This is a genomic window from Pseudaestuariivita atlantica, assembly GCF_001205715.1.
Taxonomy (GTDB): domain Bacteria; phylum Pseudomonadota; class Alphaproteobacteria; order Rhodobacterales; family Rhodobacteraceae; genus Pseudaestuariivita; species Pseudaestuariivita atlantica.
This window is the reverse complement of record NZ_AQQZ01000024.1, coordinates 1-21,764: the sequence shown is the minus strand read 5'-3', so window position 1 is coordinate 21,764 and position 21,764 is coordinate 1. Positions and strand designations below refer to the sequence as shown.

At 59.8% G+C, this 21,764-nt stretch carries 18 protein-coding genes and 2 pseudogenes; 12 read left to right on the top strand and 8 right to left on the bottom strand.

Going from position 1 to position 21,764, the window contains the following annotated elements; genetic code table 11:
• Nucleotides 1-50: 50 nt before the first annotated feature.
• Both ATO11_RS20285 and ATO11_RS22235 read right to left on the bottom strand, forming a co-directional pair.
• Nucleotides 51-1,511, bottom strand: a pseudogene (locus ATO11_RS20285) (strawberry notch-like NTP hydrolase domain-containing protein); the annotation flags it as partial.
• 268 nt (nucleotides 1,512-1,779) lie between these two features.
• Complete coding sequence (locus tag ATO11_RS22235) at nucleotides 1,780-1,926, bottom strand: antitoxin PaaA2 family protein (protein ID WP_153218031.1); 147 nt, start codon at nucleotides 1,924-1,926, stop codon at nucleotides 1,780-1,782.
• A gap of 756 nt (nucleotides 1,927-2,682) precedes the next feature.
• Between ATO11_RS22235 and ATO11_RS20280 the strand changes: the two genes are divergently transcribed.
• Nucleotides 2,683-3,684: a glycosyltransferase gene (locus tag ATO11_RS20280; protein ID WP_134643186.1), complete on the top strand. Its 1,002-nt coding sequence runs from the start codon at nucleotides 2,683-2,685 to the stop codon at nucleotides 3,682-3,684.
• The gene (locus tag ATO11_RS21440; protein WP_082176526.1) at nucleotides 3,570-4,355 is read left to right on the top strand and encodes an aminoglycoside phosphotransferase family protein; all 786 of its coding nucleotides are present in this window, start codon (nucleotides 3,570-3,572) and stop codon (nucleotides 4,353-4,355) included. Before ATO11_RS20280 ends, ATO11_RS21440 begins: the two co-directional genes overlap by 115 nt.
• On the opposite strand, the gene ATO11_RS20270 is transcribed toward ATO11_RS21440, so the two are convergent.
• Both ATO11_RS20270 and ATO11_RS20265 read right to left on the bottom strand, forming a co-directional pair.
• The gene (locus ATO11_RS20270; RefSeq protein WP_050532731.1) at nucleotides 4,319-5,527 is read right to left on the bottom strand and encodes a sigma-54-dependent transcriptional regulator; all 1,209 of its coding nucleotides are present in this window, start codon (nucleotides 5,525-5,527) and stop codon (nucleotides 4,319-4,321) included. The two genes, ATO11_RS21440 and ATO11_RS20270, sit on opposite strands and share 37 nt — an antisense overlap.
• 4 nt (nucleotides 5,528-5,531) lie before the next feature.
• A complete protein-coding gene (locus tag ATO11_RS20265) occupies nucleotides 5,532-6,878 on the bottom strand; it encodes a sensor histidine kinase (RefSeq protein ID WP_050532730.1) in 1,347 nt (448 codons plus the stop codon).
• 248 nt (nucleotides 6,879-7,126) lie between these two features.
• On the opposite strand from ATO11_RS20265, the gene ATO11_RS20260 reads away from it, so the two are divergent.
• The 10 genes from ATO11_RS20260 to ATO11_RS20215 all read left to right on the top strand — a co-directional run bounded on the left by ATO11_RS20260 (nucleotide 7,127) and on the right by ATO11_RS20215 (nucleotide 19,034).
• Complete coding sequence (locus ATO11_RS20260; RefSeq protein ID WP_050532735.1) at nucleotides 7,127-8,023, top strand: UTP--glucose-1-phosphate uridylyltransferase; 897 nt, start codon at nucleotides 7,127-7,129, stop codon at nucleotides 8,021-8,023.
• Between the two features lie 123 nt (nucleotides 8,024-8,146).
• Nucleotides 8,147-9,712 carry a response regulator gene (locus tag ATO11_RS20255; protein WP_050532729.1) on the top strand — a complete coding sequence of 522 codons (1,566 nt, stop codon included), beginning with the start codon at nucleotides 8,147-8,149 and terminating at the stop codon, nucleotides 9,710-9,712.
• Nucleotides 9,705-10,907: a glycosyltransferase gene (locus ATO11_RS20250; RefSeq protein ID WP_134643185.1), complete on the top strand. Its 1,203-nt coding sequence runs from the start codon at nucleotides 9,705-9,707 to the stop codon at nucleotides 10,905-10,907. Before ATO11_RS20255 ends, ATO11_RS20250 begins: the two co-directional genes overlap by 8 nt.
• Nucleotides 10,907-12,079 carry a glycosyltransferase gene (locus ATO11_RS20245; protein WP_050532727.1) on the top strand — a complete coding sequence of 391 codons (1,173 nt, stop codon included), beginning with the start codon at nucleotides 10,907-10,909 and terminating at the stop codon, nucleotides 12,077-12,079. Before ATO11_RS20250 ends, ATO11_RS20245 begins: the two co-directional genes overlap by 1 nt.
• Nucleotides 12,076-13,842 (top strand): ABC transporter ATP-binding protein, encoded by a 1,767-nt coding sequence (locus ATO11_RS20240; protein WP_050532726.1) that lies wholly within the window; start codon nucleotides 12,076-12,078, stop codon nucleotides 13,840-13,842. The genes ATO11_RS20245 and ATO11_RS20240 overlap by 4 nt, the downstream gene beginning before the upstream one ends.
• Nucleotides 13,839-15,038, top strand: a complete 1,200-nt coding sequence (locus ATO11_RS20235) for an aminoglycoside phosphotransferase family protein (RefSeq protein WP_082176524.1) — start codon at nucleotides 13,839-13,841, stop codon at nucleotides 15,036-15,038. Before ATO11_RS20240 ends, ATO11_RS20235 begins: the two co-directional genes overlap by 4 nt.
• The gene (locus ATO11_RS20230) at nucleotides 15,025-16,179 is read left to right on the top strand and encodes an aminoglycoside phosphotransferase family protein (RefSeq protein WP_050532724.1); all 1,155 of its coding nucleotides are present in this window, start codon (nucleotides 15,025-15,027) and stop codon (nucleotides 16,177-16,179) included. The genes ATO11_RS20235 and ATO11_RS20230 overlap by 14 nt, the downstream gene beginning before the upstream one ends.
• The gene (locus ATO11_RS20225) at nucleotides 16,179-17,276 is read left to right on the top strand and encodes a glycosyltransferase family 4 protein (RefSeq protein ID WP_082176522.1); all 1,098 of its coding nucleotides are present in this window, start codon (nucleotides 16,179-16,181) and stop codon (nucleotides 17,274-17,276) included. Before ATO11_RS20230 ends, ATO11_RS20225 begins: the two co-directional genes overlap by 1 nt.
• Nucleotides 17,273-17,842, top strand: a complete 570-nt coding sequence (locus ATO11_RS20220) for a histidine phosphatase family protein (RefSeq protein WP_050532722.1) — start codon at nucleotides 17,273-17,275, stop codon at nucleotides 17,840-17,842. The genes ATO11_RS20225 and ATO11_RS20220 overlap by 4 nt, the downstream gene beginning before the upstream one ends.
• A gap of 25 nt (nucleotides 17,843-17,867) precedes the next feature.
• Nucleotides 17,868-19,034, top strand: coding sequence for a nucleotide sugar dehydrogenase (locus ATO11_RS20215; RefSeq protein WP_050532734.1), 1,167 nt, complete (start codon nucleotides 17,868-17,870; stop codon nucleotides 19,032-19,034).
• A 739-nt stretch (nucleotides 19,035-19,773) separates the two neighbouring features.
• Here ATO11_RS20215 and ATO11_RS20210 read toward each other — a convergent pair.
• The 4 genes and pseudogenes from ATO11_RS20210 to ATO11_RS20195 form a co-directional block, all read right to left on the bottom strand.
• Nucleotides 19,774-20,292 carry a type II toxin-antitoxin system YhaV family toxin gene (locus tag ATO11_RS20210; RefSeq protein WP_012187354.1) on the bottom strand — a complete coding sequence of 173 codons (519 nt, stop codon included), beginning with the start codon at nucleotides 20,290-20,292 and terminating at the stop codon, nucleotides 19,774-19,776.
• On the bottom strand, nucleotides 20,289-20,615 hold the full coding sequence (locus tag ATO11_RS20205) for a type II toxin-antitoxin system PrlF family antitoxin (protein WP_005668772.1): 327 nt from the start codon (nucleotides 20,613-20,615) through the stop codon (nucleotides 20,289-20,291). Before ATO11_RS20205 ends, ATO11_RS20210 begins: the two co-directional genes overlap by 4 nt.
• A gap of 126 nt (nucleotides 20,616-20,741) precedes the next feature.
• Nucleotides 20,742-21,395, bottom strand: a complete 654-nt coding sequence (locus tag ATO11_RS20200) for a DUF6927 domain-containing protein (RefSeq protein WP_050532721.1) — start codon at nucleotides 21,393-21,395, stop codon at nucleotides 20,742-20,744.
• Nucleotides 21,395-21,764: pseudogene (locus tag ATO11_RS20195) on the bottom strand (regulator); the annotation flags it as partial. The pseudogene ATO11_RS20195 and the gene ATO11_RS20200, both read right to left, overlap by 1 nt.

Here is a 21,764-nt window from a genome sequence, read left to right as displayed (position 1 = left end):
GGGCTCATCCTTTGAGTGTTTTACTCTCCGGTAAACCCGGGGCGGTTCACCTTGCCGCAGCCGGTACCGTCACCGAGGAAGTAGCCGAGGCGATAAGCATTGGCGTCCGGGTCATCATCGGCCCGGGTGAGCTTGGTCTGGTCGTCGTCGATGGTGAACCGCCCCGGCAGGTCACGCCCATGGGCATCATGCGCCATGATGATCGTCTCGAGCTGCGCCTCGGAGAGATGTCCCTCCTCGATCAGCCTGGCAGGCAGGCGCAATTCTGAACCGGCCGCGCCAGAGGGCATGGGCGGCGCGACAGAGGCCATGGCGATACTTTCGACAAGCGGCGTTGGATGTTCCTGCGCACCCGGGATCTCGATCCGCTGCGGACGGTAGCGCGCATAGATGTCCGAGACGGGCGTGTTGTCGCGCGGAGCCTCAAGGCTTGTGAAAGTGAGCGGTATGGCGGCGTTGGTCTGAGCGTTGGACGCCGCAACTCTGGCAACTGGGCGCTTGCGCGTGACAGGTACTGGACCGACCGATCGCGCATGAGGGTTTTTCGCCGCCTGTTGTGCGGGGCGCGTCTCAGACCGGTTTGCGGCCACGGCGTCGACAAAAGGAAGGGCTTCATCCAAGTCCCTGACGCTGGCGCGGATCATCTCGCCGTCCTCCTGCACCTTGTCGAAGACCATCAGCTGGGTCTCCACAGAGGTGCCGAGCTTGCGGTAAACCTGTCCCGGCATCGTCAACGCCAGTCGCGGCGTCAGGAGGCCGCAGGCGCGGGACCAATGCGCGGCATCGCGTTCGGGCGTGAATCCCGGCGGCATGATCGCCACCAGCCGCCCGCCGGGTGCCAGACGCTTTGCAGCCGCAATGAGATGTTTGGCGGCGATGTGCTTGTCGCGGGAGCGATCGACCGAGGAGGCGAAAGGCGGGTTCATCACCACGATGTCGGGTAGAACCGGCGTCTGCAGCAGATCGTCGATATGCTCGCCGTCATGGCTCGTCACCTCGCCACCGAAGACAGCGCACAATAGGCTCTGGCGAAAGGGGTCGATCTCGTTGAGCAGAAGCGTGGCACCGGCCCGGGCGGCGAAAGCGGCCAGGGCGCCAGTTCCCGCGGATGGTTCGAGCACGGTCTCGCCCTTGCGGACCGCAGCCGCCCGCATGACCAGCGCCGCAAATGGCAGTGGCGTCGAAAACTGCTGCAGCCGGATCTGCTGTTCCGACCGGCGCGTTTCCGTCAGGAGCCGCGAGGCAAGCAGCCTTGCAGCGGCGATGTCGCCTGCCGCGCCGTCCCCACGCAGCAGCATTTGGACGGCAGCGGCTTGCATCAGGTCGTAGGCCATGCGCCACTCCCAGACGCCGCCAGCATCGCTGCCATGAAACGTCTCGCGCATGATGCGCGCGAGCGCTGAGCTACGCAGGGGTCGGTGGTCGATCTCCGTGCCGATCTGCGCGAGGGCAGAGATGAGAGCAGCGTCGGAGATTGAAAAAGTCGGGTTCGCCGGTTTGGGCTTGGTCATGAGATTTTCCTTTGGATCAGGGTCTGAGTTCCAAAGGACAAAAAGCCCGCTCTACACTTTTTGGGGTTTCCGCCGAAAGCTATGACGGAGGTTGGGCAACGAGAGTGAGTGCAGAATTTCAGATCACGAGCGCGACCCGCCCTTGTCGGAATCAAAGGCTAAGTCACGCAGCCGATCGGCAAACAATTTTTTGACAGAAGAAGCGGCGGCAACCCACCAAAACACCCCGAAACGCACGAAGGTACCAGGTAAGAACAGAACGCACTGTTCAAGACTGTTGGCGGCGCTTCTCATCAATCACCGCCTGCACAAGGTTCATCACGTTGGAATGCGGTGTCGCGGCCTGCTGGTCATTCAGTGCCTCCTTCACCTTGGACCGAAACCAGGCATCATGGGACGTCATCTCACCGGTCACGGCGATGGTCCTCGAGGCGCCTATCCAGAAGCTCGCCTAGGTCTCTCGGCATAGCTGCAACGCTCAGAGCGACCCGAGATCGGCGGTAGGGAGAATGGACCTTGGACAGATTGACTTTGTCGCAAGCCTGTTTGCGGTCTGAAGGCTGTTTCAACTCGGATTCCCCGTTCACGCGATGATCGAACGTTACAGCAAAACTTCCCGGACGATAAGACTCTTGAGATCTCTACATTATGGGGATGACCAAAACATCTGCGCACAGACGCCCCTTCACACCATTGCCGACGTTGGGGCGGGATGCCGCGAAGGTCTCAAACGAGCCCAAAAAGACCGATGCTGCAACTTGCACAAATGGCCGGATATAGCGCGGAAGGAACCAGTCGCCTGGGTGGCAAATAGAAAAACGATCAAGATTCATTTCGGACATTTGAGGCCTATGAAAACACTTATAGACATCACCCACTTCCGGTCAGGATGTTCGTCCGTCGAGTCTCGATTAGTTGAAAGTGCATCGCTCAGCGACGCCTTTTGGATCGGTAGAGTATGGTTCGACATGAGTGGAAGGGCGCCCTTGAGTAGCATGCAAAATTGCGACCACGTGCGCTTAACAGCAGCCGATCTGGGTGGAGGAAACCGTTCATGCAGGCCCCAAATCTCCTGAACATTGGGGCAAATCACGCAGATTTCCGGTGTCATATGACTTGCGAACTTTTGCGCGGTATGGCGGCTTAGGTTGGCAGAAATCTGGAGTGGTTCGTGCCCAAAACCAAACACATCGCCTTTATGGGAACCTCGAAGTCTGGTCTGGGGCATTTGCGGCGCATCGCCAATGTCGCGGCGCAGGTTGCGCGGCGCGACCCAAGCGCGCGGTTGAGCCTGATGACCAACGCTGAACCGGCTGCGCTTCAGCCGGCGGAATTTGCGTGCTTTTCCCAGATCATCGTGTGCGATAAGTCTGAAATGAGCTCGGTTCTTGCGAAGACGCAGGCGACAGTGGCCGTGGCGGATACGATGACCCTGCCGGGCATTGGTGTCTTTCGAGGGCAATCCGTATTGATCCTGCGCGAGACTCCATCAGACCGGTTGAAGAAGTTCCGGCGAGATGATGGCCGCGCGTGGGACTGTGTGATCGTGCCGAACACAGTTGCGCATTGGCTACCGCCCCTTGCATCCGATTTTGCCCGTCGTCTCGAGGCGGCGGGTTGGATTACCCGGCGGACCGGCGTGCGAGGCCCGCGCGAGGCGAACGCAGGCATTGTGCTTGCTACGGGTGGCGGCGGGACGCCGGAGACGCGGGCGGAATTGTATCCGCTGTTGAACGCCCTTTTGAGACAGGCAAAGGCGCGCAGCGACCATGGATTTCATATCCGTCAGGCCTTGGGTCCCCGGTCACAAGGCGAAACACTGGCGGAGGCCGATGAGGTCTTTGACCCCGGCGCGGACCTGAACACCGTTTTTCGCAGGGCGGATGTGGTCATTTCGACGGCAGGGTATAACTCGGTGTTGGAATTGGCGAGTACGGACACGCCCGCGCTGATCGTGCCCATCCCGCGTAGCCTTGATGATCAAGCGGCGCGGGCGGAGCTTTGGGGTCCCCGTCTGGGGTTTGGACTACTGCCCAACCGGCTTGACGCGGCGGCGACTTGGCTTGCCGATCAGGTGGACAATCCGCGCAGGCGGTCTCCGGCGGATTTGGGGCCAGATGGCGCAGAACGAGCCGCCGAAATCCTGCTGGATATGCTGTGCCCGGTTTCCTGAAACGCTACGCAGGTGCTGCCCAAGCGGAGGAGGCTTTGCGCCGGACGAAAGTCTTGCGCAAACAGTCGGTTCAAACGCCCGCCGCAAGGCACGGTCCGGCACCGTCGGCATTGGATTTCGAAATGATTGAGGGGCGCACGGGACGCGATTTGATCCGCCGCGACCTACGCCCTCTGCTGCAAACAGTCGCCACCTTGCATCAGGCCAGCGTGCCTGACCTCGCGCCCTATGATCCGTTGCTTCGCATCCGCCCGCGGCTTGGCTTCACGGACGAACCTGCCTTGCGCCGGATCGCGGCTGGTCCAGTGCCTCAGGGTCGTGCGGTGTTGCACGGGGACTTGCATGTAGGGCAGTTCATTGTCGCGCCTGACGGGGCGGTCTGGATGGTGGATCTGGATGATCTGGCGATAGGACCGCCTGAGGCAGACCTTGCCAATTTTGCAGCGCACCTTGCGACGACCGACCCGGTTCATGGTATCGCGGACTGGGCGGGCCAAGTCTGCGACGCGTGGGCAAGCCTCGGCCAGACGGCTGACACCCATGTTTTCAAGCGTTGCCTGCATCTTGCCCTATTGCGCAGGCACCTGAAACTCCGCGAAGCGGGGCGGCCGGACTTCGAAGGTCCGATCCTCATTTATTTGCGGGAAAGCTCCAGCTTTTCCATGCGGTAACGCAGCGTATCACGTGTGATACCAAGCAACTCGGCCGACCGCGAGACATTGCCATTTGTGCGTGCGAGGGCCTTGGAAATCGCGCTCTTTTCCAACTCCATCAACGTTGGGATATCACGGGTTTCAGTGGCGGCGATGGCGCGGACATCTGCGGCGTCGATCCGACCATCTTGTTGTGACAACATGGCGCGGTCGATGCAGTTGCGCAGTTCGGCGATATTGCCGGGCCAGTCGTGTTCCAGCAGCTTGGCCCGCGCTGCTGCGGTGAACCTTGGACGGGTCAGACCGGCCTCGCGTGCCTTCAAACGGGCGAAATAATCGGCAATGGGCAGGACATCAGCCGCGCGATCCGACAGGGGCGGCAGATCGACCCAGCCGACCTGGATGCGATACAATAAGTCCGGCAAGAAGCCCTGTCCGGGCAAAAGATGCTTGATCGAGGTGGCGATGATCGCTGGTGGGTTTGCGTCCTTCTGGAGAATTTGTAGCAAGCGGGCTTGTCCCTGAGGCGTCAGATCAGAGATATGTCGCAACAACAGGGTTCCCCCCTGCGCCTCAGCATAATGAGCTTCAAGATCAGCAACATCAGCCAAGGTGCAATCCAGAGAGCTGAGTTTCGCTTCGGGGGCAGCCATCTCATGCAAGGCGCGCGCGGTCAGGGACTTGCCGCTGCCTTCGGGGCCCATGATGAGGATGCCCGGGCGCCTCGTTGCCGGTTTGCCAAGTGTCCGGATGGTGGAACGCAAGCTATTGGCCACCGCGGACCGTCCAATAATACGATCCACGCCGATCCTGTCGAGCCCGCCTTGCATCTCGTCCAACATCAATTCATTTGCAATGGCCGCGATGGACGCCATGGGCGTTGGCTTGACCAGAAAATCCCGCGCACCGGCTTTCATGGCTCGGACGGCAACGTCGACGTCTCCGTGGCCGGTCATCATAACGACCTGAGTCGATGGGTGCTTCTGACCGATCCAGCGCAACAGGTCGATGCCGTCATCCTCGTTCAACTTGTAGTCAAGGATCGCCAAGCGCGGCGTTGTTTCGCTGAACTGTGCTTTTGCTGATGGCGCATCAACGGCGAAGCGGGACGAAAACCCGCGCCGTTCGAGAAAACTCACGATCGAACGGGCAAGGACGACTTCATCTTCAATAACAAGGATATCACGCATGTACTTAAGCTTTCGCGGGAAGGGTCAGTGTCACAGCAACCCCACTTTCCGCACGGTTCTTGAGGTCGAGCGTGCCCCCCAGACGTTCGGCAATACGGCGGCCAAGTGCAAGGCCGACACCCAGACCCGAGGATTTGCTGGTTTGGAATGGAACGAAAAGTTGGTCCATTTGGTCGGGCGACAGGCCAGGCCCGGTATCCTCAACCTCGATTGCAATACGCCCGCCCGGTGCGGAGTGCCATCTAATGGTCAGGAGGCCACCGCTCTTCATAGCTTCGATTGCGTTGGACAGGATCGTGTTCAAAACCTGCTCGACCTCTGAGGACGCAGCAGCAACAACGGAGCTTCCAGAGCTTTGCTGGACCTCGACACGGATTCCACGTTTCGCCAATTGAGCCGAAAAGCCCCGAATGCAATCTTGGATGATCATGTCCACATGCGCAGTATCAGAGGCCAGTTCAGGCGCCTCCCGTGTTCGGGTCAAAAAGGACCGTATCCAGGCCTCTAGCCGATCGACCTGATCAGTGATTTCCACTACGGTGTTGCGCGTTTCGGTTGGAATATCATCATCGGCGGCCAGTTCAGCGCAAGAGCGGATCGCAGCAAGCGGGTTGCGCAGCCCGTGGGCCACGGCCGAAGCCATCTCGCCAACGACGGCCAACCTTTCCGTCTCAATCAGGCGTTGTTCCTGCCTCTTCAGAATGCGGGCCGCGTAGTAAACGACGGACAGAAGCGCTGCGAAAAGAACCGCACCGGAGAGAAGCGCGCCCAACCAGGCAAGCGTCACAACCCGGTGTATCGTGGCAAGCAGACTTTCCGGGGTTTTGTAGACCTCTACTGCGCCAATGATTGTTTCCGCAGTATCGTCCCAAATCGGAATGTAAAACTCGATGAACTCTTTGGCGTCTTCCGGCAGCCCGACATGCTCATCTTTCTCACCGCGGTCGACGACCACAATTTCGGGATGCAGTTCACCCCGCAGGGCGGTTTCCAACTCGTCGTTGTCTTCGAAGGTCTGCCCGATCAACTCCGGATCGCTTGACCATAGGATTTCGCCATTGGCGGCGTAGACATTGGCGCGGAACACATCCGGCAGGCGCGAGACATGAATAAAGAACTCTCCTGTCTCGGGATCATCGGCCAGTTCTGTTCCTGATAAAGGTTCCATAGTGAAAGATCGAAGGTCCTCCTCCTCGACCCGAAAAATCGAATTGAGAAATTCCATCGACACGACAGCATCGCGCATCATCATGTTGGTTGTCATGTAATTCGCGAGATACTGGCTCAGAACGACGGTCGTCGTGAAGATTGCGAGGAAGCTCGTAACCATGAAGATTGCGAGCATCTTCATGTAATGCGGCGAGTCACGCAGTGATAATAGCGTATGCACGTTTCTAGCCTTCATGGTTCACCTATTCGTCGCCCACGTTCCCTTGTAGCTTGGAATTCTACAATCAACTCAGGATTATATCCCCAAAATTGGGGCATATGCCCCAAAGGTTTACGTGTATGTCCCCCAATTTTGGGCGACACGTCCGTCTTGCGGGATTGATGCGTATGGCAAGCTGGCCTTCGACTGCGAATGACGAGGCTGCCCACATGACCAGACGATCAAACGTAACAAAAGCGGTATTCCCGGTGGCAGGCTTGGGGACGCGTTTCCTTCCAGCCACCAAGTCAATTCCCAAAGAGATACTGCCCTTGGTGGACCGTCCCCTTATCCAATACGCGATCGACGAGGCGCGGGCAGCCGGGATCGAGGAATTCATCTTTGTAACCGCCCGCGGCAGAACCACGCTCAAGGATTACCTGGACCCCGCTCCGTGTCTGAGTGCGAGCCTGAAGAATGGGAACAAGACAGACTTGTTGGCCGAGCTGGAACGCACTCATTTGCCCGCCCATTCGGTCACCTTTGCTTATCAGGATGAGCCTCTGGGCCTTGGCCATGCCATCTGGTGCGCACGAGATCTGATTGGCAACGATTCCTTTGCCGTGATCCTGCCCGATGATGTGATCGCAAGTGCAACACCTTGCCTGCAGCAAATGGTCGAGGTCTATCCAACATGCGGCGGAACTCTTTTGGCCGCGATGGAGGTCGGCCCCGAAAGTGTGGGGTCCTATGGCATACTGGATGCCGTGGCGGGTGCCGGCCCTCTTCGCGCGGTCAATGGCATGGTTGAAAAGCCCGACCCGCAAGACGCGCCTTCAAACCTTGCCGTCGTAGGGCGCTACATTCTCCACCCGTCGGTTCTTGATCATCTGTCTCGCGCCAAACCCGGCGCTGGCGGAGAGATTCAGTTGACCGATGCAATTGCCGGTGAAATCGGTCGGACTGGCGTTCACGGGTACCAGTTTGCAGGTCAGCGCTACGATTGCGGGTCCAAAGCCGGATACCTTCGTGCAACCGTTGCCTTTGCGCTTGAACGGCCGGATTTGCACGAGGACTTCGCGGATTGCCTTGCTGATGTCGCCCGCTCCCGGATTGCAGCCGAATGAAACCGCGTTTGGGGGATTTGACCCGCTTTCACAGGGTTACCTGCCCCAGTTTCCGCCGCCCCGGCTCTGCCGATCAACCGGAAGACTGATCACAATAGGTCCGTACGAAACGAGGTCATTCCAATGCGCATCCTGCTGATCGAAGACGAGGCGCTTCTTGCGCGCAATATTTCCCGCGCTTTGCGGCGCGCCGGTGCTGCGGTGAGCCACGCGGGATCGGCGCGCGAGGCACGTTTGTCCCTTTCGTCAGGCGGACATGATCTGGTGATTGCAGATATCTCGCTCGGGGATGGGGACGGGCTTGAATTGCTCGGCGAAGCTGCACGGGTCTTGTTGCACACACCCGTCATTGTGATGACCGGACAGGATAGTGTACGCAACCGCGCCCGTGCAGAGGGCCTGAATGTTGCGGCCTTCTTATCGAAACCCTTTGCCTTGTCCCGGTTGGTAGAACTTGTTTCAGCCCTGCTGCGAAAGGCTGATTTGACAGCGGACAGCGATGGCCGCCGGCGCGGACCTTCGGTGGTCATGTATTCCCATGACACGATCGGACTGGGTCATATGCGCCGAAATTCCGCCATCGCGCGTGAATTGGTCAAAAGGGTGCCGGAGATATCCGTTCTTATGCTTGTCGGTTGCCCCGCAGGCATGGTGTTCGAGCCGCACCCTGGCATTGATTATGTCAAGCTCCCCTCTTTGTCCAAACTGGGACGCGGCACCTATCAGGCCGGTTCGTTGCGCATCGATGCCCAAACGACCCGCGACATGCGCATGCGGATCATAGAAGGTGTCATGTCCTCGATCCAACCCGACGTCTTTCTGGTGGATCACGAACCGGCGGGCGCAATGGATGAATTGGTTCCCGTTCTTACCACATTGCGCAAAGGCTCAAGTGGGCGCATTGTGCTCGGTCTGCGCGACATTCTGGACCAGCCGGATCGCACACGGGCGTCGTGGTCGGAACATGGCATCGACAGGCTCATCAGCGAGGCCTACGATCATGTTTTGGTCTATGGTGATCAGACCTTTTTCCCAAGCACCGACGCTTATGGCCTTGCTAGCCTGAAGCCGGGAAATGTCAGCGCCTGCGGGGTCGTGACTGCAGTTCGGCCGCGCCGACGATTGATCCAGAACCACAAGCCCGAACGCGTTCTTGTGTCTGGCGGGGGCGGGCGAGATGCTTTCCCGATGATTTCAGCGGCAATTGGCGCGATAGGCCTTGTGCCAGAGCGCAAGCGCCCGACGATGACTGTCATCACCGGGCCCTTGATGGACCTCGAACTGCAAAACGAGGCCATGCGGCTTGGTGCGAAATACGGCGTAGAGGTTCATAGAACCGTGACTGATTTGCCGTCTGTCATGTCCGGTTCAGACCTGCTGATCACCATGACCGGCTACAATTCCATTAACGAAGCACTCGCCGTCGGCTGCCCGATTGTCACGGTGCCTCGGCTGGGCCCATCGGCAGAGCAACGTCTACGCGCAGAGGCGCTCGAACAGGCAGGACTGGCCCATTATCTGCGCCGCGAAGACCTGAGCCCGGATAGCATCGCCAAACTGCTGATAGCGCCCCCGGCGGTACCGCAGGCGGCATGGCTAAACACAGACGGCGTGCGCAACGCGGCCAAAATTATCGCGTCGATGTGCGCCCCCACCACCAAAACGAAAATGGAGCGTGCCCATGCCTGACGCACCGATCGCCTATATCCTCAAGCGTTTTCCGCGTTTCAGCGAGACCTTCATCCTCAACGAGCTTCTCGCCCATGAGGCTGCCGGTTCGAAAACGCACGTCTATTCGCTTCTTGCGCCACCTGACGAGCCGCGCCATGCCCGTCTTGCGGAGCTCAAAGCCGAGGTGGTGATCCTGAAGGCCCATGGCAAAGGCCCCGACGGCGTCCCGGCATCGGGGGACGAAGCACTGTTCTCGGGCAAGACCCCCCAGGAAATCGGCGCCCTTTTGCGTAAGGCAAGCGCGGTTGCTGACGATGCGCGGGCTCGGGGGATCACCCATTTCCACGCGCACTTCGGGTCCGATACGACCACCGTCGCCTGTCTTGCCGCGCGGGCCATAGGTGGCACCTATTCCTTCACGGCCCACGCAAAGGATATCTACCACACTTATGTAACGCCCGAGGCTGACGCCGAAATGCGCCGCGCCAAGCTTCGCGAGGCGGCATTCGTCGCGACCGTGTCGGATTACAACGCCCGCCACCTGTCGGGCCTATGCCCAGAGGCGCGGGTTACACGGTTGTACAACGGGATCGACCTTGCCGCGTTCACGCCTGTTGGGGCCGCGCTGCAAAAGCCGGGCCATTTGATCGCGGTGGGGCGGCTCGTGGCCAAGAAGGGCTTTGACGTGCTGCTGGATGCCTGTGCCGAACTAAAGGCCCGCAACGTCCCCTTTGCATTATCCCTCGTCGGGTCGGGCCCGATGGAAGAAACACTGCGCGCGCAGCGGGCGGCCTTGGGGCTTGAAGATCTTGTTTCGATGGATGGCCCGCTGCCGCAAGAGGCGTTGATTGACAAGATGGGCACGGCACAGGCTGCGGTTTTGCCCTGTGTTGTAACCGAAAGTGGCGACCGCGATGGGCTGCCGACCGTTCTGCTCGAAGCCATGGGAAGGAGCTTGCCAGTCGTCACAACAACAGTCTCGGGCGGGCCAGAGATCGTCAGGGACGGTCTGACCGGGCGCCTGTGCGCCCCCGGGGATGCGACGTCGCTGGCAAACGCTTTGGAAGACATCTTGGTTCTGCCGGAACGGGCGCGTCTGATGGGTCAGGCAGGCCGACGCCGGGCCGAGGACTTATTCGACCTAAAGGTCAACGCCAGCCGTCTGCGCAGGCTGATCCGCGACCCCGCGCGCGCAACACACGAGGCGGCATAATGCGGATTGCCTATGTCACAGCCGATCGCGGCATTCCTGTCTTTGGAGAAAAAGGCGCGTCGATCCACATTCAGGAAATGATGCGCGCATTTGGCAAGCTTGGCCATGACGTGCGTGCCATTGCTGCAAAACGCGGTGAGAGCCTTGATGCAACGCTGCAGGTCGAGGAGGTCAAGACTGCGGTTGCGGGCACCACCCGCGCCGAGAAAGAACAGGCCGCCATGGCCCAGGCGGATGCGATCCAAGCGCGACTTTGCGCGCTTTATCGCGACTGGCCGTTTGATATGATCTATGAGCGGTATTCGCTATGGTCTGCCGCCGGCTGTCGGGCTGCGCGTAAACTGGGCGTGCCAGTGGTGACCGAGGTCAACGCGCCATTGGTGCTCGAACAGGCCGCTTTCCGGTCGCTCGTTCGCGAGGACGAGGCCAGAGCAATCGAAGCCGAGGTTCTGCGCTCGTCCACGGCCCTTGCCGCTGTTTCGCGCCAGATGGCCAAGTACCTGACCGATGCGGGCGCTGATCCGGCGCGGGTGCATGTCATCGGCAACGCTGTCGATACAAAACATTTCCACGCCGCGACCTTTGACGCAGACTTGCCCACAATCCCTGATGATGCCTTCGTCGTCGGATTCACTGGATCGCTCAAGATGTGGCACGGTGTTGATACGCTGATGTCGGCCTTTCAGGCGTTTCAGGCCGTCGAGCCTCGCGCCCATCTTTTGGTTTGCGGTGACGGTCCCAAACGTGGCTGGATTGACGGTTTTGTGGCCGGTGCGGGTTTGCAGGACAAGGTGACAATGGCAGGATGGGTCAATCACGCGGACCTGCCGGGATCTATCGCGCGCATGGATGTCGCCACAGCGCCTTATCCCGCGTCTGAGGATCACTATTTCTCGCCGCTCAAGTTGTATGAATACCTCGCGATGGGACGCCCTGTTTTGGCCAGCGACATTGGCCAGACGGCGGAACTGCTGACCGGGTCAGAGGCTGCTCTGCTGCTCCCGCCCGGCGATGCAACAGCGCTTGCCGATGCTTTGCATATCCTGAGCGGTGATCCGGCAAGACTGGCACGAATGTCTGCTGCGGCCGCCGCAGAGGGTGCCCGCCATGACTGGACAGATAATGCCGCCGAGGTGGTGAAAATCGCCAAACGCGAAGAGGTCACCGCATGAGCCGGGACCGCAAGATCGAGGTTGGTGCCCTGCGGCGGTTGTTTCGCCGCATGGGCCCGCACCTGAAGAACCATCGCCGCAAACTGACGTTGGGCTTTCTGGCCATGATCGGCGTCGCACTTGCCGAGATTATGCGCCCCTGGCCCATCAAGGTCGTCTTTGACGGCATCCTGATCCCGCAGGAAAACCCGGACGCTGTGACCGGTTGGCTGATGTCCGTTTTTGGGAATGGCGACTTTTTGCTGGGGGCGATGGCGGCCGCGATCCTTGGCATCGCCCTACTGGGTGGCGCCATGGGGTTTATGCAGGCCTACATGATTGCTGCTGTCGGGCAAAAGGTCGTCGCACAAATCCGGCTGGACCTGTACCGACACGTGCATCGTCTGTCTCATTCGTTTCATGACACCGCTTCATCCGGTGACATCATCGCACGTCTGACGGGCGACGTGCGGATGATGCGTGATCTGCTGATCGACGCTGTGGTGTTCTTTGCGGCGCGCATTTTGGTGATCCTGCTGACCATCGGGGTCATGCTTTGGATGGATTGGCGCCTGACCCTTGTCGCCCTGGCGATCCTGCCCGCGTTGTGGTTGATCACGCGCTATTTCGGCAAGCGGATCAAAGGGGCCGCGCGCAAACAGCGGCGCAAGGAAGGCAAAATCGCCGTTGTGATGACCGAAGGCATCTCTTCGATCAACGTGGTCAAGGGGTTTGCCCGCGAGGCCTACGAAGAGCAGCGCTTTGCCAAGCAGAACAACTCTTCTGCCGAGGCAGGTGTCGTCACCACGCGACTTGCCGCGAACATGGACCGGGTGACACAAGTTCTGCTCGCTCTGGGAACGGCTGTTGTGGTCTGGTTTGGTGTCACACAGGTCCGCGCAGGCGAAATCAGCCCCGGTGATCTGCTGGTGTTCACGGCCTATCTGTCATCGCTTTATAAGCCGATCCGCAAAATGGCATCCATGACTGCCCGCGTCGCCAAGGCTACCGCCAGTGGCGAACGTCTGCTGGAAATCTTCGACCTGGAACCTGAGGTCGCAGATCACCCCGGAGCCAAGGAGTTGGACAAACGGGCCTATGGCTGGGTTCTTTTCGAAGATGTCAGCTTTTCTTACGCTGACAGCGCGCAGGTGCTGGAAAAGGTCGACCTTGAACTTGTCCCCGGCGAGGTTACGGCCCTGGTCGGACCCAGCGGTGCGGGCAAATCAACTGTCGGACGGCTGTTGATGCGGTTCTATGATCCTGAAGAGGGCCATATCCACATCGATGGGTGGGATGTCCGCGATCTGACTTTGGATTCTCTGCGAAGCAATATCGCGGTCGTCCTGCAGGACAGCGTTTTGTTCGGGACCAGCGTGCGCGACAATATTGCCTATGGGCGGCTTGATGCCACGGAAGAAGAGATTTTCGCAGCAGCCAAAGCAGCCGAGGCGGATAACTTTATTCGTGCGCTACCAGACGGGTACGACACCATTCTGGGTGAGCGGGGCGAAACACTATCGGGTGGTCAACGCCAGCGCATCGCCATTGCGCGGGCTATTCTGCGGGATGCACCCATTCTGATCCTTGATGAACCGCTAAGCGGGCTGGATCCGGCCACCGCCAAAAGCCTGCTGGTCAGCCTGCGGCGGGCTGCTGCGGGGCGCACTACGCTTTTGGTGGCCCATGACGATCTGACGCTTTCACTCGCCGACCATGTCTACTGTGTCGAGAACTGCAAGTTGGTTGAAACACCCCCAGATGGGCGGAGCCTTTCCGCATGAGTGTTCTCAGCAAACCCCAGCCCTCTTTTGTGAACGCATGGCAAAATCCGCAGGTTTTCAATGTGGTGGGCCATATGTTCGGTCAGCATCCACAGACAATAACACTGGAGCGGACTCATTTTCCCGGCAAACGCCCCGTGCAACTCGTCCTGCAAGCCGAGATGTCCGACGGCTCCCACAAGAGCCTCTTCGCCGAGCATTGCCCGGAAAGCGCCCATGCCGATGCAGACCGCATTCGCGTGAGCCTGTCCAAAAGCCGCAACGGCCAAAAACCCGGTCTTGATGATCGCGCAATCCACGGCGTGGAAGCGGCGGGCCTTGTCCTGCGGCGACCAGGGTTGGACGAACGCCTGCCGGGCCTGCGCTTGCTTTACGACGCGGCCTTTGCACGGGGGACGTATCAGGCCGTGTTCGGGCGCGATCCGGGCGACGTCGCGGTTGATCTGGTGGCCCATCGCTTGGGCAAACGCGCTGTGCTGCGGATGACGTCTCTGGATGGGACCTTTTATGTTCGCCTTCGCGCAATCAAGAGCACCGATGGTCAGGATCGTCTGGCGCGGCACCGCGCGCTTTGGAACCGTCTTTCAGAGCCCTCTGATCTACGCATTCCCGCCCCCTTGGGGGCCATACCCGAGATCGGCGCATCCATATTCGGCGCCCTTCCCGGAGCGGCGCCGGATTTTGATACCGTTGACAGTGCAGCGACGGCCCGGGCAATCGCGACGCTTCAGGCATTGGATCCCGCCGACTTGCCGGTCCATTCAGGGGCGGATGAAGCGCGGATCCTGTCGGACTGGATGGACCGGTGCCAGCGTTGGCGTCCGGAACTTGCAGCCAGGATCGCGGCCCCCGTGGCGCGTGTCAGCGCCGCGCTGGAACAGACAACCGCTGCTATGCGTCCATGCCACCGCGACCTGCATGAAAAACAGATCCTCGTCGCTGACGGCGTCGCGGGCCTTTTGGATTTCGACACGCTTTGCCTGTCAGACCCCGCGTTGGATGCAGGCAACCTTCTGGCGCATCTGTTTCTTGCCAGAGTTGACGAAGCCCCGCTGAGGTCACACCTGCACCAGCCGGGCATCGCCCTTTGGCGCCGTGCGGCGCTTTTGCGGCTGGCGATGATCTATGCCTTCACCTCTACCCCGGACACAATGCTTGACCGCCTGATCGTTGAGGCCAGTTATGCTGAGGATTGAAGACGCCGATCTTCCCGGTCTGGCCGATCTGACCCAAGACCGCCTGCGCACTATCACCGGCGCCGATGAGGTTGATCTGTTGCGTTTGCGGTATCGCGCGGGCAAGCGGGCAATCCTGCACATCGCGGCCCGAACCGGCGAGGCCCGCAACGAAGGCACTCTATGGTTTTTCAAGGGCGACAAGGGCAAGCGCCTTGCGCGGCGCAACAAAAAGACCGCGCGGTTCGATGCGAGCACGCAGGTTCTTTTTGAGCCCTTTCCACACGATCATCGGATGCCCCAGATCAGGAATTTTCTCGAAAAATTTGACGCGGCTATGCCGAAGTTGACCGGCTTTGAAGCCGCTGGAACGCCGCAGCTTTTGCGGTATCGGCCAGGGTTGTCCTGCACATTTCGATGCCCCTTAAAGGATCAGGATGCGGCTTTTGTGAAACTGATCAACGACGATGATCCGGTCCGGCTTTGCGCATCGAACAGGGCCATGCAAAGGGCGCTTGCCTGTTCGGATGTGTCTGTCGCCAAAGCGCTTGGCCTCGATGATCACATCAGCGCCATAGCCTATGAAACCGCGCCGGGCCGTCCGCTGGACGAGACACTTGTGCAGGCGTCGGACCTATCTGTGCTAAACCGATCCATCGCGGCGTTGCGTTCTTTTTGGACGGCATCGATAACGCCGGAACGTCTGATGGGGCCGGACCGGTTGCTGCTACGGGCGCGAGAAAGTGCGGATTTCGTTGCTGTGACGGCCCCGGATTGCGCGGGTGCTGCGGGGGATATCGTCGCACGGCTCACAGCGGCTTTGCCAAACAGTGATCTGCGGCCAATCCACGGCGACATGAAGCTGGAGCATATCTTCCTGGATGCGGAGCGCGTGACCCTGATCGACACGGAAAGTGTGTCGTTGGGATTGGCAGATTACGATCTGGCGCAGCTCTATGGTCGGTTGTGGCAGGCGGAATTCGAAGGGCAGTTGCCTCGCCAACGCGTCGAACGCGCCAGCGCAATGGTGCGCGCAGAGGCCGGCCCGGATTTCGACTGGTGCCTTGGCGTCGTTGCGGTACGACTGGCCAAGTACTATGCACAACGCCCGGCCCCGGACATGGCGGTGTCGATCATGGCCATGCTTGAGCGTGTCCGCTGATGCTTCGTGTCGCCCATGTCCTCAATTCCCCCGGTCGCGGTGGGGTGCCGCGCGTGGTTGACGCATTGGTGCGACATGCGGATCGCGGCCGGATCGCGCCACATGTTTTTTACATGAAAGCATCGGATGGTCCCGATCTGATGGCCGATCTCGATATCCCGCGTCGCGCTGCCACAAGCGGCAGCAAGGCCTCTGCGATGATGGATCTGATTGCATTTCTCGATCATCACAAGATCAACATTCTGCACACCCATTCCTTCCGTCCCAATCTATATGGTCGTATGGCAGGCGCTGTTCTGCGGCCTGCCGGTTTGAAGATCGTCGCCCATTATCACAATGATTACAGCGACAAATGGGACGCTGAGGCCTTGTGTGTTGAACGCCGGCTGGCCGCAGTGACCGATGCGGGTATCGCTGTGTCAGCCTCCGTTGCGGACCATTTGGCGGACAGCGTCGGGATGGTTTGCGAACTGGCCGAAAATGGAATTGATCGATCACGGGTGATCGGTGGCAACCGTGACAGGGGGCGCGCCGCCTTGCGGGTGCCAATGGATGCCTGCCTTGTGGGACTGGTCGGGCGGGTCTGTCGTCAAAAGGGGATCGACACCTTTGTCGAAGCCGCCATCGCCGCGACACGGCAAAGGCCCGGCGCGCATTTCGTTGTGATCGGCGACACAGAAGATCAAGCTCTCTTGGCGCGCATGATGGCGCGCATCTGCGAAGCTGGTCTTACCGGTCACATCCACTTTGCCGGTCATCGGGATGACATGGCCGATATGCTGGCCGCGCTTGATCTCTTGGCGGCCCCCTCTCGCTGGGAGGGGTTCGGGCTGATGCTCGCCGAGGCGATGGCGGCTGAGGTTCCAGTTATCGCCAGCGCTGTCGGTGGCATGCCTGATGTTGTGGGCGAGGCGGGGCAGCTCATTGCGCCAGAGGATCCCGATGCGCTGGCCATGGCAATGGGCGCGTTGCTTGGGGATCCGGCACGTCGCGCTGACATGGTGCGGCGGGGGCTGCGCCAGTCGGACCGGTTCAATTGGGCCACGACTGCGGGCCGTGTCGCCTTGCTTTACGACCGGATCGCGAGGGTGGCATGACAGTCTACCTCATCCGTCACGGCGAAACGATCACCAGTGGGCGCACCTACGCAGGTCGCAGCGACGTTCCGCTTACAGATCACGGGCGGGCGCAGGCCCACGAGATTGCCGACAAGCTGTCTACGCAGCCCGTGTCGTTCATCCTGACAAGCCCCCTGTCGCGCGCGGTTGAAACTGCAGCGCCGCTCGCCTGTCGGCATGGCCTGACACCGGTCGCGACGGCTGCGCTGATGGAGATTGATTTTGGTGACTACGAAGGGCGTGACAAATCCACCCTTGGGCTGAACTTGCGCAAAACCCACGCCGAGACCCCTATACCGGGCGGTGAAGCCTTGCGGGATGTTTGGAACCGCGCTGGCGAGGTCGCGCGGCTTTTGGTGGCCCGCCGAGAAGAGGCCGGTGCCGTGGTGGGGCATTTCTGGATCAACCGCCTGCTTTGGGGGCGGATGAACGGTTTGTCGTTCGATGCGGCCTGCAAAAGCCGCGACTACCGGCCGCGCACGGGATCGTGCATCGCGTTCACGCCATCGCACATACCGGTTTCACCCAACTGCGAAGAGGTTTGAAATGGACGGTCAAATGACTGCAACGATGAATATAGCTGTCGCAGGTCTTGGCTACGTCGGGCTGGCCAATGCTGTCTTGCTGGCGCAAAGCCATAGCGTCACGGCCGTTGACGTTGAGCAAGAGCGTGTGGACATGGTGGCCAACCGCCAAAGCCCGATTGTAGATGCACAGCTGGAGGAAATGTTGCCGCGCCCGGACTTGCACCTGACGGCGACCACCGATGCAACAGCCGCTTACCAAAGCGCCGACCTCGTCCTTGTTGCGACCCCTACCAACTATGACACGAACAGCAATGTCTTTGACACCTCAACGGTCGAAGAGGTGATCGCGCACGTCATGTCGGTGAACGATCATGCAACGATTGTCATCAAGTCCACGATCCCGGTCGGTTTCGTCAAACATATGCGGGAAAAACTGGGCACGGACCGCATTCTGTTCAGCCCCGAATTTCTGCGCGAAGGGCGCGCCTTGCATGACAATTTTCACCCCAGCAGGATCATCGTAGGCGATCGCGGCCCAAGGGGGCGCTTGGTCGCAGAACTGCTGCGCGATGGCGCAAAGGCTCAGGCCATTCCGATCCTGTTCACGGATCCAAATGAGGCCGAAGCAATCAAGCTGTTCGCCAATACCTACCTTGCAATGCGCGTGGCCTATTTCAACGAATTAGACAGCTACGCGATGGCTGGCGGCATGGATACGCGCCAGATTATCGACGGTGTCTGCCTGGATCCGCGCATCGGGGATCATTACAATAACCCCTCTTTTGGCTATGGCGGCTACTGTCTGCCCAAAGACACCAAGCAACTGCTGTCAAACTACGATACCGTCCCGCAGAACCTGATCCGCGCCATTGTTGACGCCAACCGGACCCGCAAGGATTTCCTCGCCGATCAGATCCTGATGGAACGGCCAAAAGTCGTCGGCATTTACCGGCTTGTGATGAAAGCAGGCAGCGACAATTTCCGACAAAGCTCGATTCAGGGGATCATGAAACGGCTTAAGGCGAAAGGCGTCGACGTGATCGTCCATGAACCTACCTTGGCGACACCGGAATTCTTCCGCTCACGCGTTGTGCAAGACCTTGGGGCCTTTAAGTCGGAAGCCGACCTGATCGTCGCCAACCGCCTGACAGATGAGATTGCAGATATCAGCGACCGCGTGTTCACCCGTGATCTTTTCGGGGCAGATTGATGACGTTATTTCCAAGCAATCCTTCTTTTGATCTGGGCCTACGTCATTGGCCGCCTTTGTCTTAAATCAGGCGCAAGTCCGCCAATTTTTTGCAGACGCTGCGCAAGGTGGCTCGGTTTCAAACGAGTCTTGAACCTACATCTAACCTGCCTTTCCGAAAGCCTTCGAATATCCGGCGGGCATAAATAGGCTTGCGCCGCCGTGACCATAAGACCGTCCCATGGCACAATCCCGATCTAGAAATGGCCGGGGGCAAACCGGAAGTATGGGCACGCCCCCGGAATTCGCCGCTTTCGCCACAAAGGTCCAGTTGAGGTTGGGTCTCGGTTTGAGAGCCTTGTATTCGTTGAAGGAGTGGGTTTTGCTGCTTCTCTACCATTATTTCAGTCGTCTTTGTGCGCGATCAGACACGTTGTTGATCTGTATCAACCGCGTAGCTGCTGGAGGTGTGCAGTTTGTGTGCAAAGCCAACGAAAGTTCGCAAAACGGGCCAAAGCAGCCACATGCGCAGCCGCAGCGAAAGGGCGCTTTGTCCCGCATCTTACCAGTTCGCACACGATGCAGCGAACGGCAGGTGTACGGATAGGGAGGGACTTCTGAGAATTTCATCGTACCAGCCATATGACACACCAATGTCGCCTATTTCACTTGGCCCAAGTATGACGGCGATTGAAACGCATAATGCCCACTCACTGGCAGCCTTAGCGTGGGATTCCGCCCCTCGGGCATTCGACCCCACTTACCGATCGGGCGCCGCTTCAAGGGACGTCTCGAACCGCTTGTTCGCCGCCGCTGCTTCTTTCAAGAGCGCGTCGAAATTGTCAGGTGGGTTGCCATCTTCCAGCATCCCTTTGAACGTCGCATAGGCATCCGTCTTGCTGCCATAGGCGCGCAGGGTCTTGTCGTCGTTCACCCATGCCACCACGATGACCTTCGCATCGCTGTTGAACCGATAGAACAGCCGATACTGCTGGAAGAATTTCGCACGGAACCAGTGCTTGCGGTGATCGCCGAGTGTGCCGCCTTGCCGAAAGGCGGCGGCACCCGGATCTACCGGTATGGCCTCGGTGACCAGCTTGAAGATGGCGGCCAGCCGTTTCGTCGGGTTTTTCTTGCGCCAGGTCTTAGGATCGCGTGCCTTACGCGCCTCGACCTCTTCAATCAGCCCTTCGAGCTGATCCAGAAAGAGCGGATGCGCATAAATCGACCATCCGTTTACGACAAGGGGCGCTTGGGCGGGCACGCTATCGCCGCTCATTCATCCTCGAGCGATAGCGGCGCATCGAGATCGACGTCAACGTCTCCGACCAGTGCTGCAAGACGGTCATGCAAAGCCCCATCGAACGCCCGAATGCGGTCCGGATGCGCCTTGATATCGGCCTCGACAAAATCGAGAAAGGCTCCTAGCACGGGATCTTCCTCGTCGCTGCGCACGGGCTCGATATAGACCCTGCCACTCGGCTCGGTGCAGTAACGAATCTGGTCGCCCTTGCCCAGCTTGAGCTGCTTGCGCACACCCGCCGGCACGGTCGTCTGATACCGATCCGTGAGCTTCGAGACATCTTGTGCGAGGGCTGTCATGGCAGTCTCCTGAAAGAATGGGGGTCTTTGCTGCTTGCGCTAGGTAATGCATTTGCATTGCCATGTCAAGATAAGCCGCAGGATCTGCTGTCGCCGGGCAGGTCGATGACCCGTCCGGCGCAGGACCTAATTTCGCCCCGCCAGGAACTCCGCCAGCACCGGGCTAGCCGCACCTTTCGCGGAACTGAGCAGCTCCGAGCCCGCAAGCGAGGCCTTCGACAGGCGCACGAGCGCGCCGGTTTCCTCGATGCGATAACAGCGGCGCTTTTGCCGCCCGCGCCTGTAGTGCGTCGCTGTGACGATCTGGCAGGTGCTGCCATCGGAGAGCATCACAGGCGCTGCGAGCCTGATCTTGTCGCCTTCGGCGTAGTCGGGAATCGCGGCCCAGTTCTGACAGCGCTGCCGCCAAGCATGAGCGTAGCTGTCCGGATCTTTCAGCTCGGACAGCAGGGCCAACAGGCTCAGTGGCGCGCGGGATTCGACCGGCCCCGCACTTTCCTCCATGTCCTTGTAGCCCCAGCAGCCGTCATCGTATCGGGTGAGGAAGACAGCCCCAAAAGTGATCGACCCATCCGCATCGGTCACATAGGTCGTGTCCTCGACCTGGGTGCCGTCGAGATTGGTGACCCTTGCCGCCGCATACCAGGTGGAGCCCACCTTGCAGGCTTTGACCAGTTCCGTCTTGCGCCTTTCGCCCTCGAAGGTGCACAGCCGAGCAATCTCCGCTTTCTCATCCGCGTAGGTCTGGACGCGGCCGTCGGTATAGAAGAGCCAACCCATCACGCCGCCCTCCGGTCATCGATTTCCATCAGCGCATCGAGCGGCACGCGGTAGGGCTGCATGGCGTCGAAATCCTCTCAATTGCCGCAGTTCTGCACGATCGCGAAGGTGTCGCAGGCATCCTTGAGGATGACCCGGAAGGTGCCGCCGAGGCCCGAGGGCACCTCATAGGTCCCGCCGATGAGATAGTCCGAGGCCCGGCGCATGAAGACGCGGATGCTGTGGCCATCGGTGGCGAGCCGGATGGCCCCCCGCCCCCGGTCGATGAGCACCTGCACGTCATCTAGGATGTCGGTGTAGAACTGGCCGGTCAGATCACGAAACGCCATGCGGCGCTGCGCCATCCAGTCGGTGTCCCGAAACGGGTTC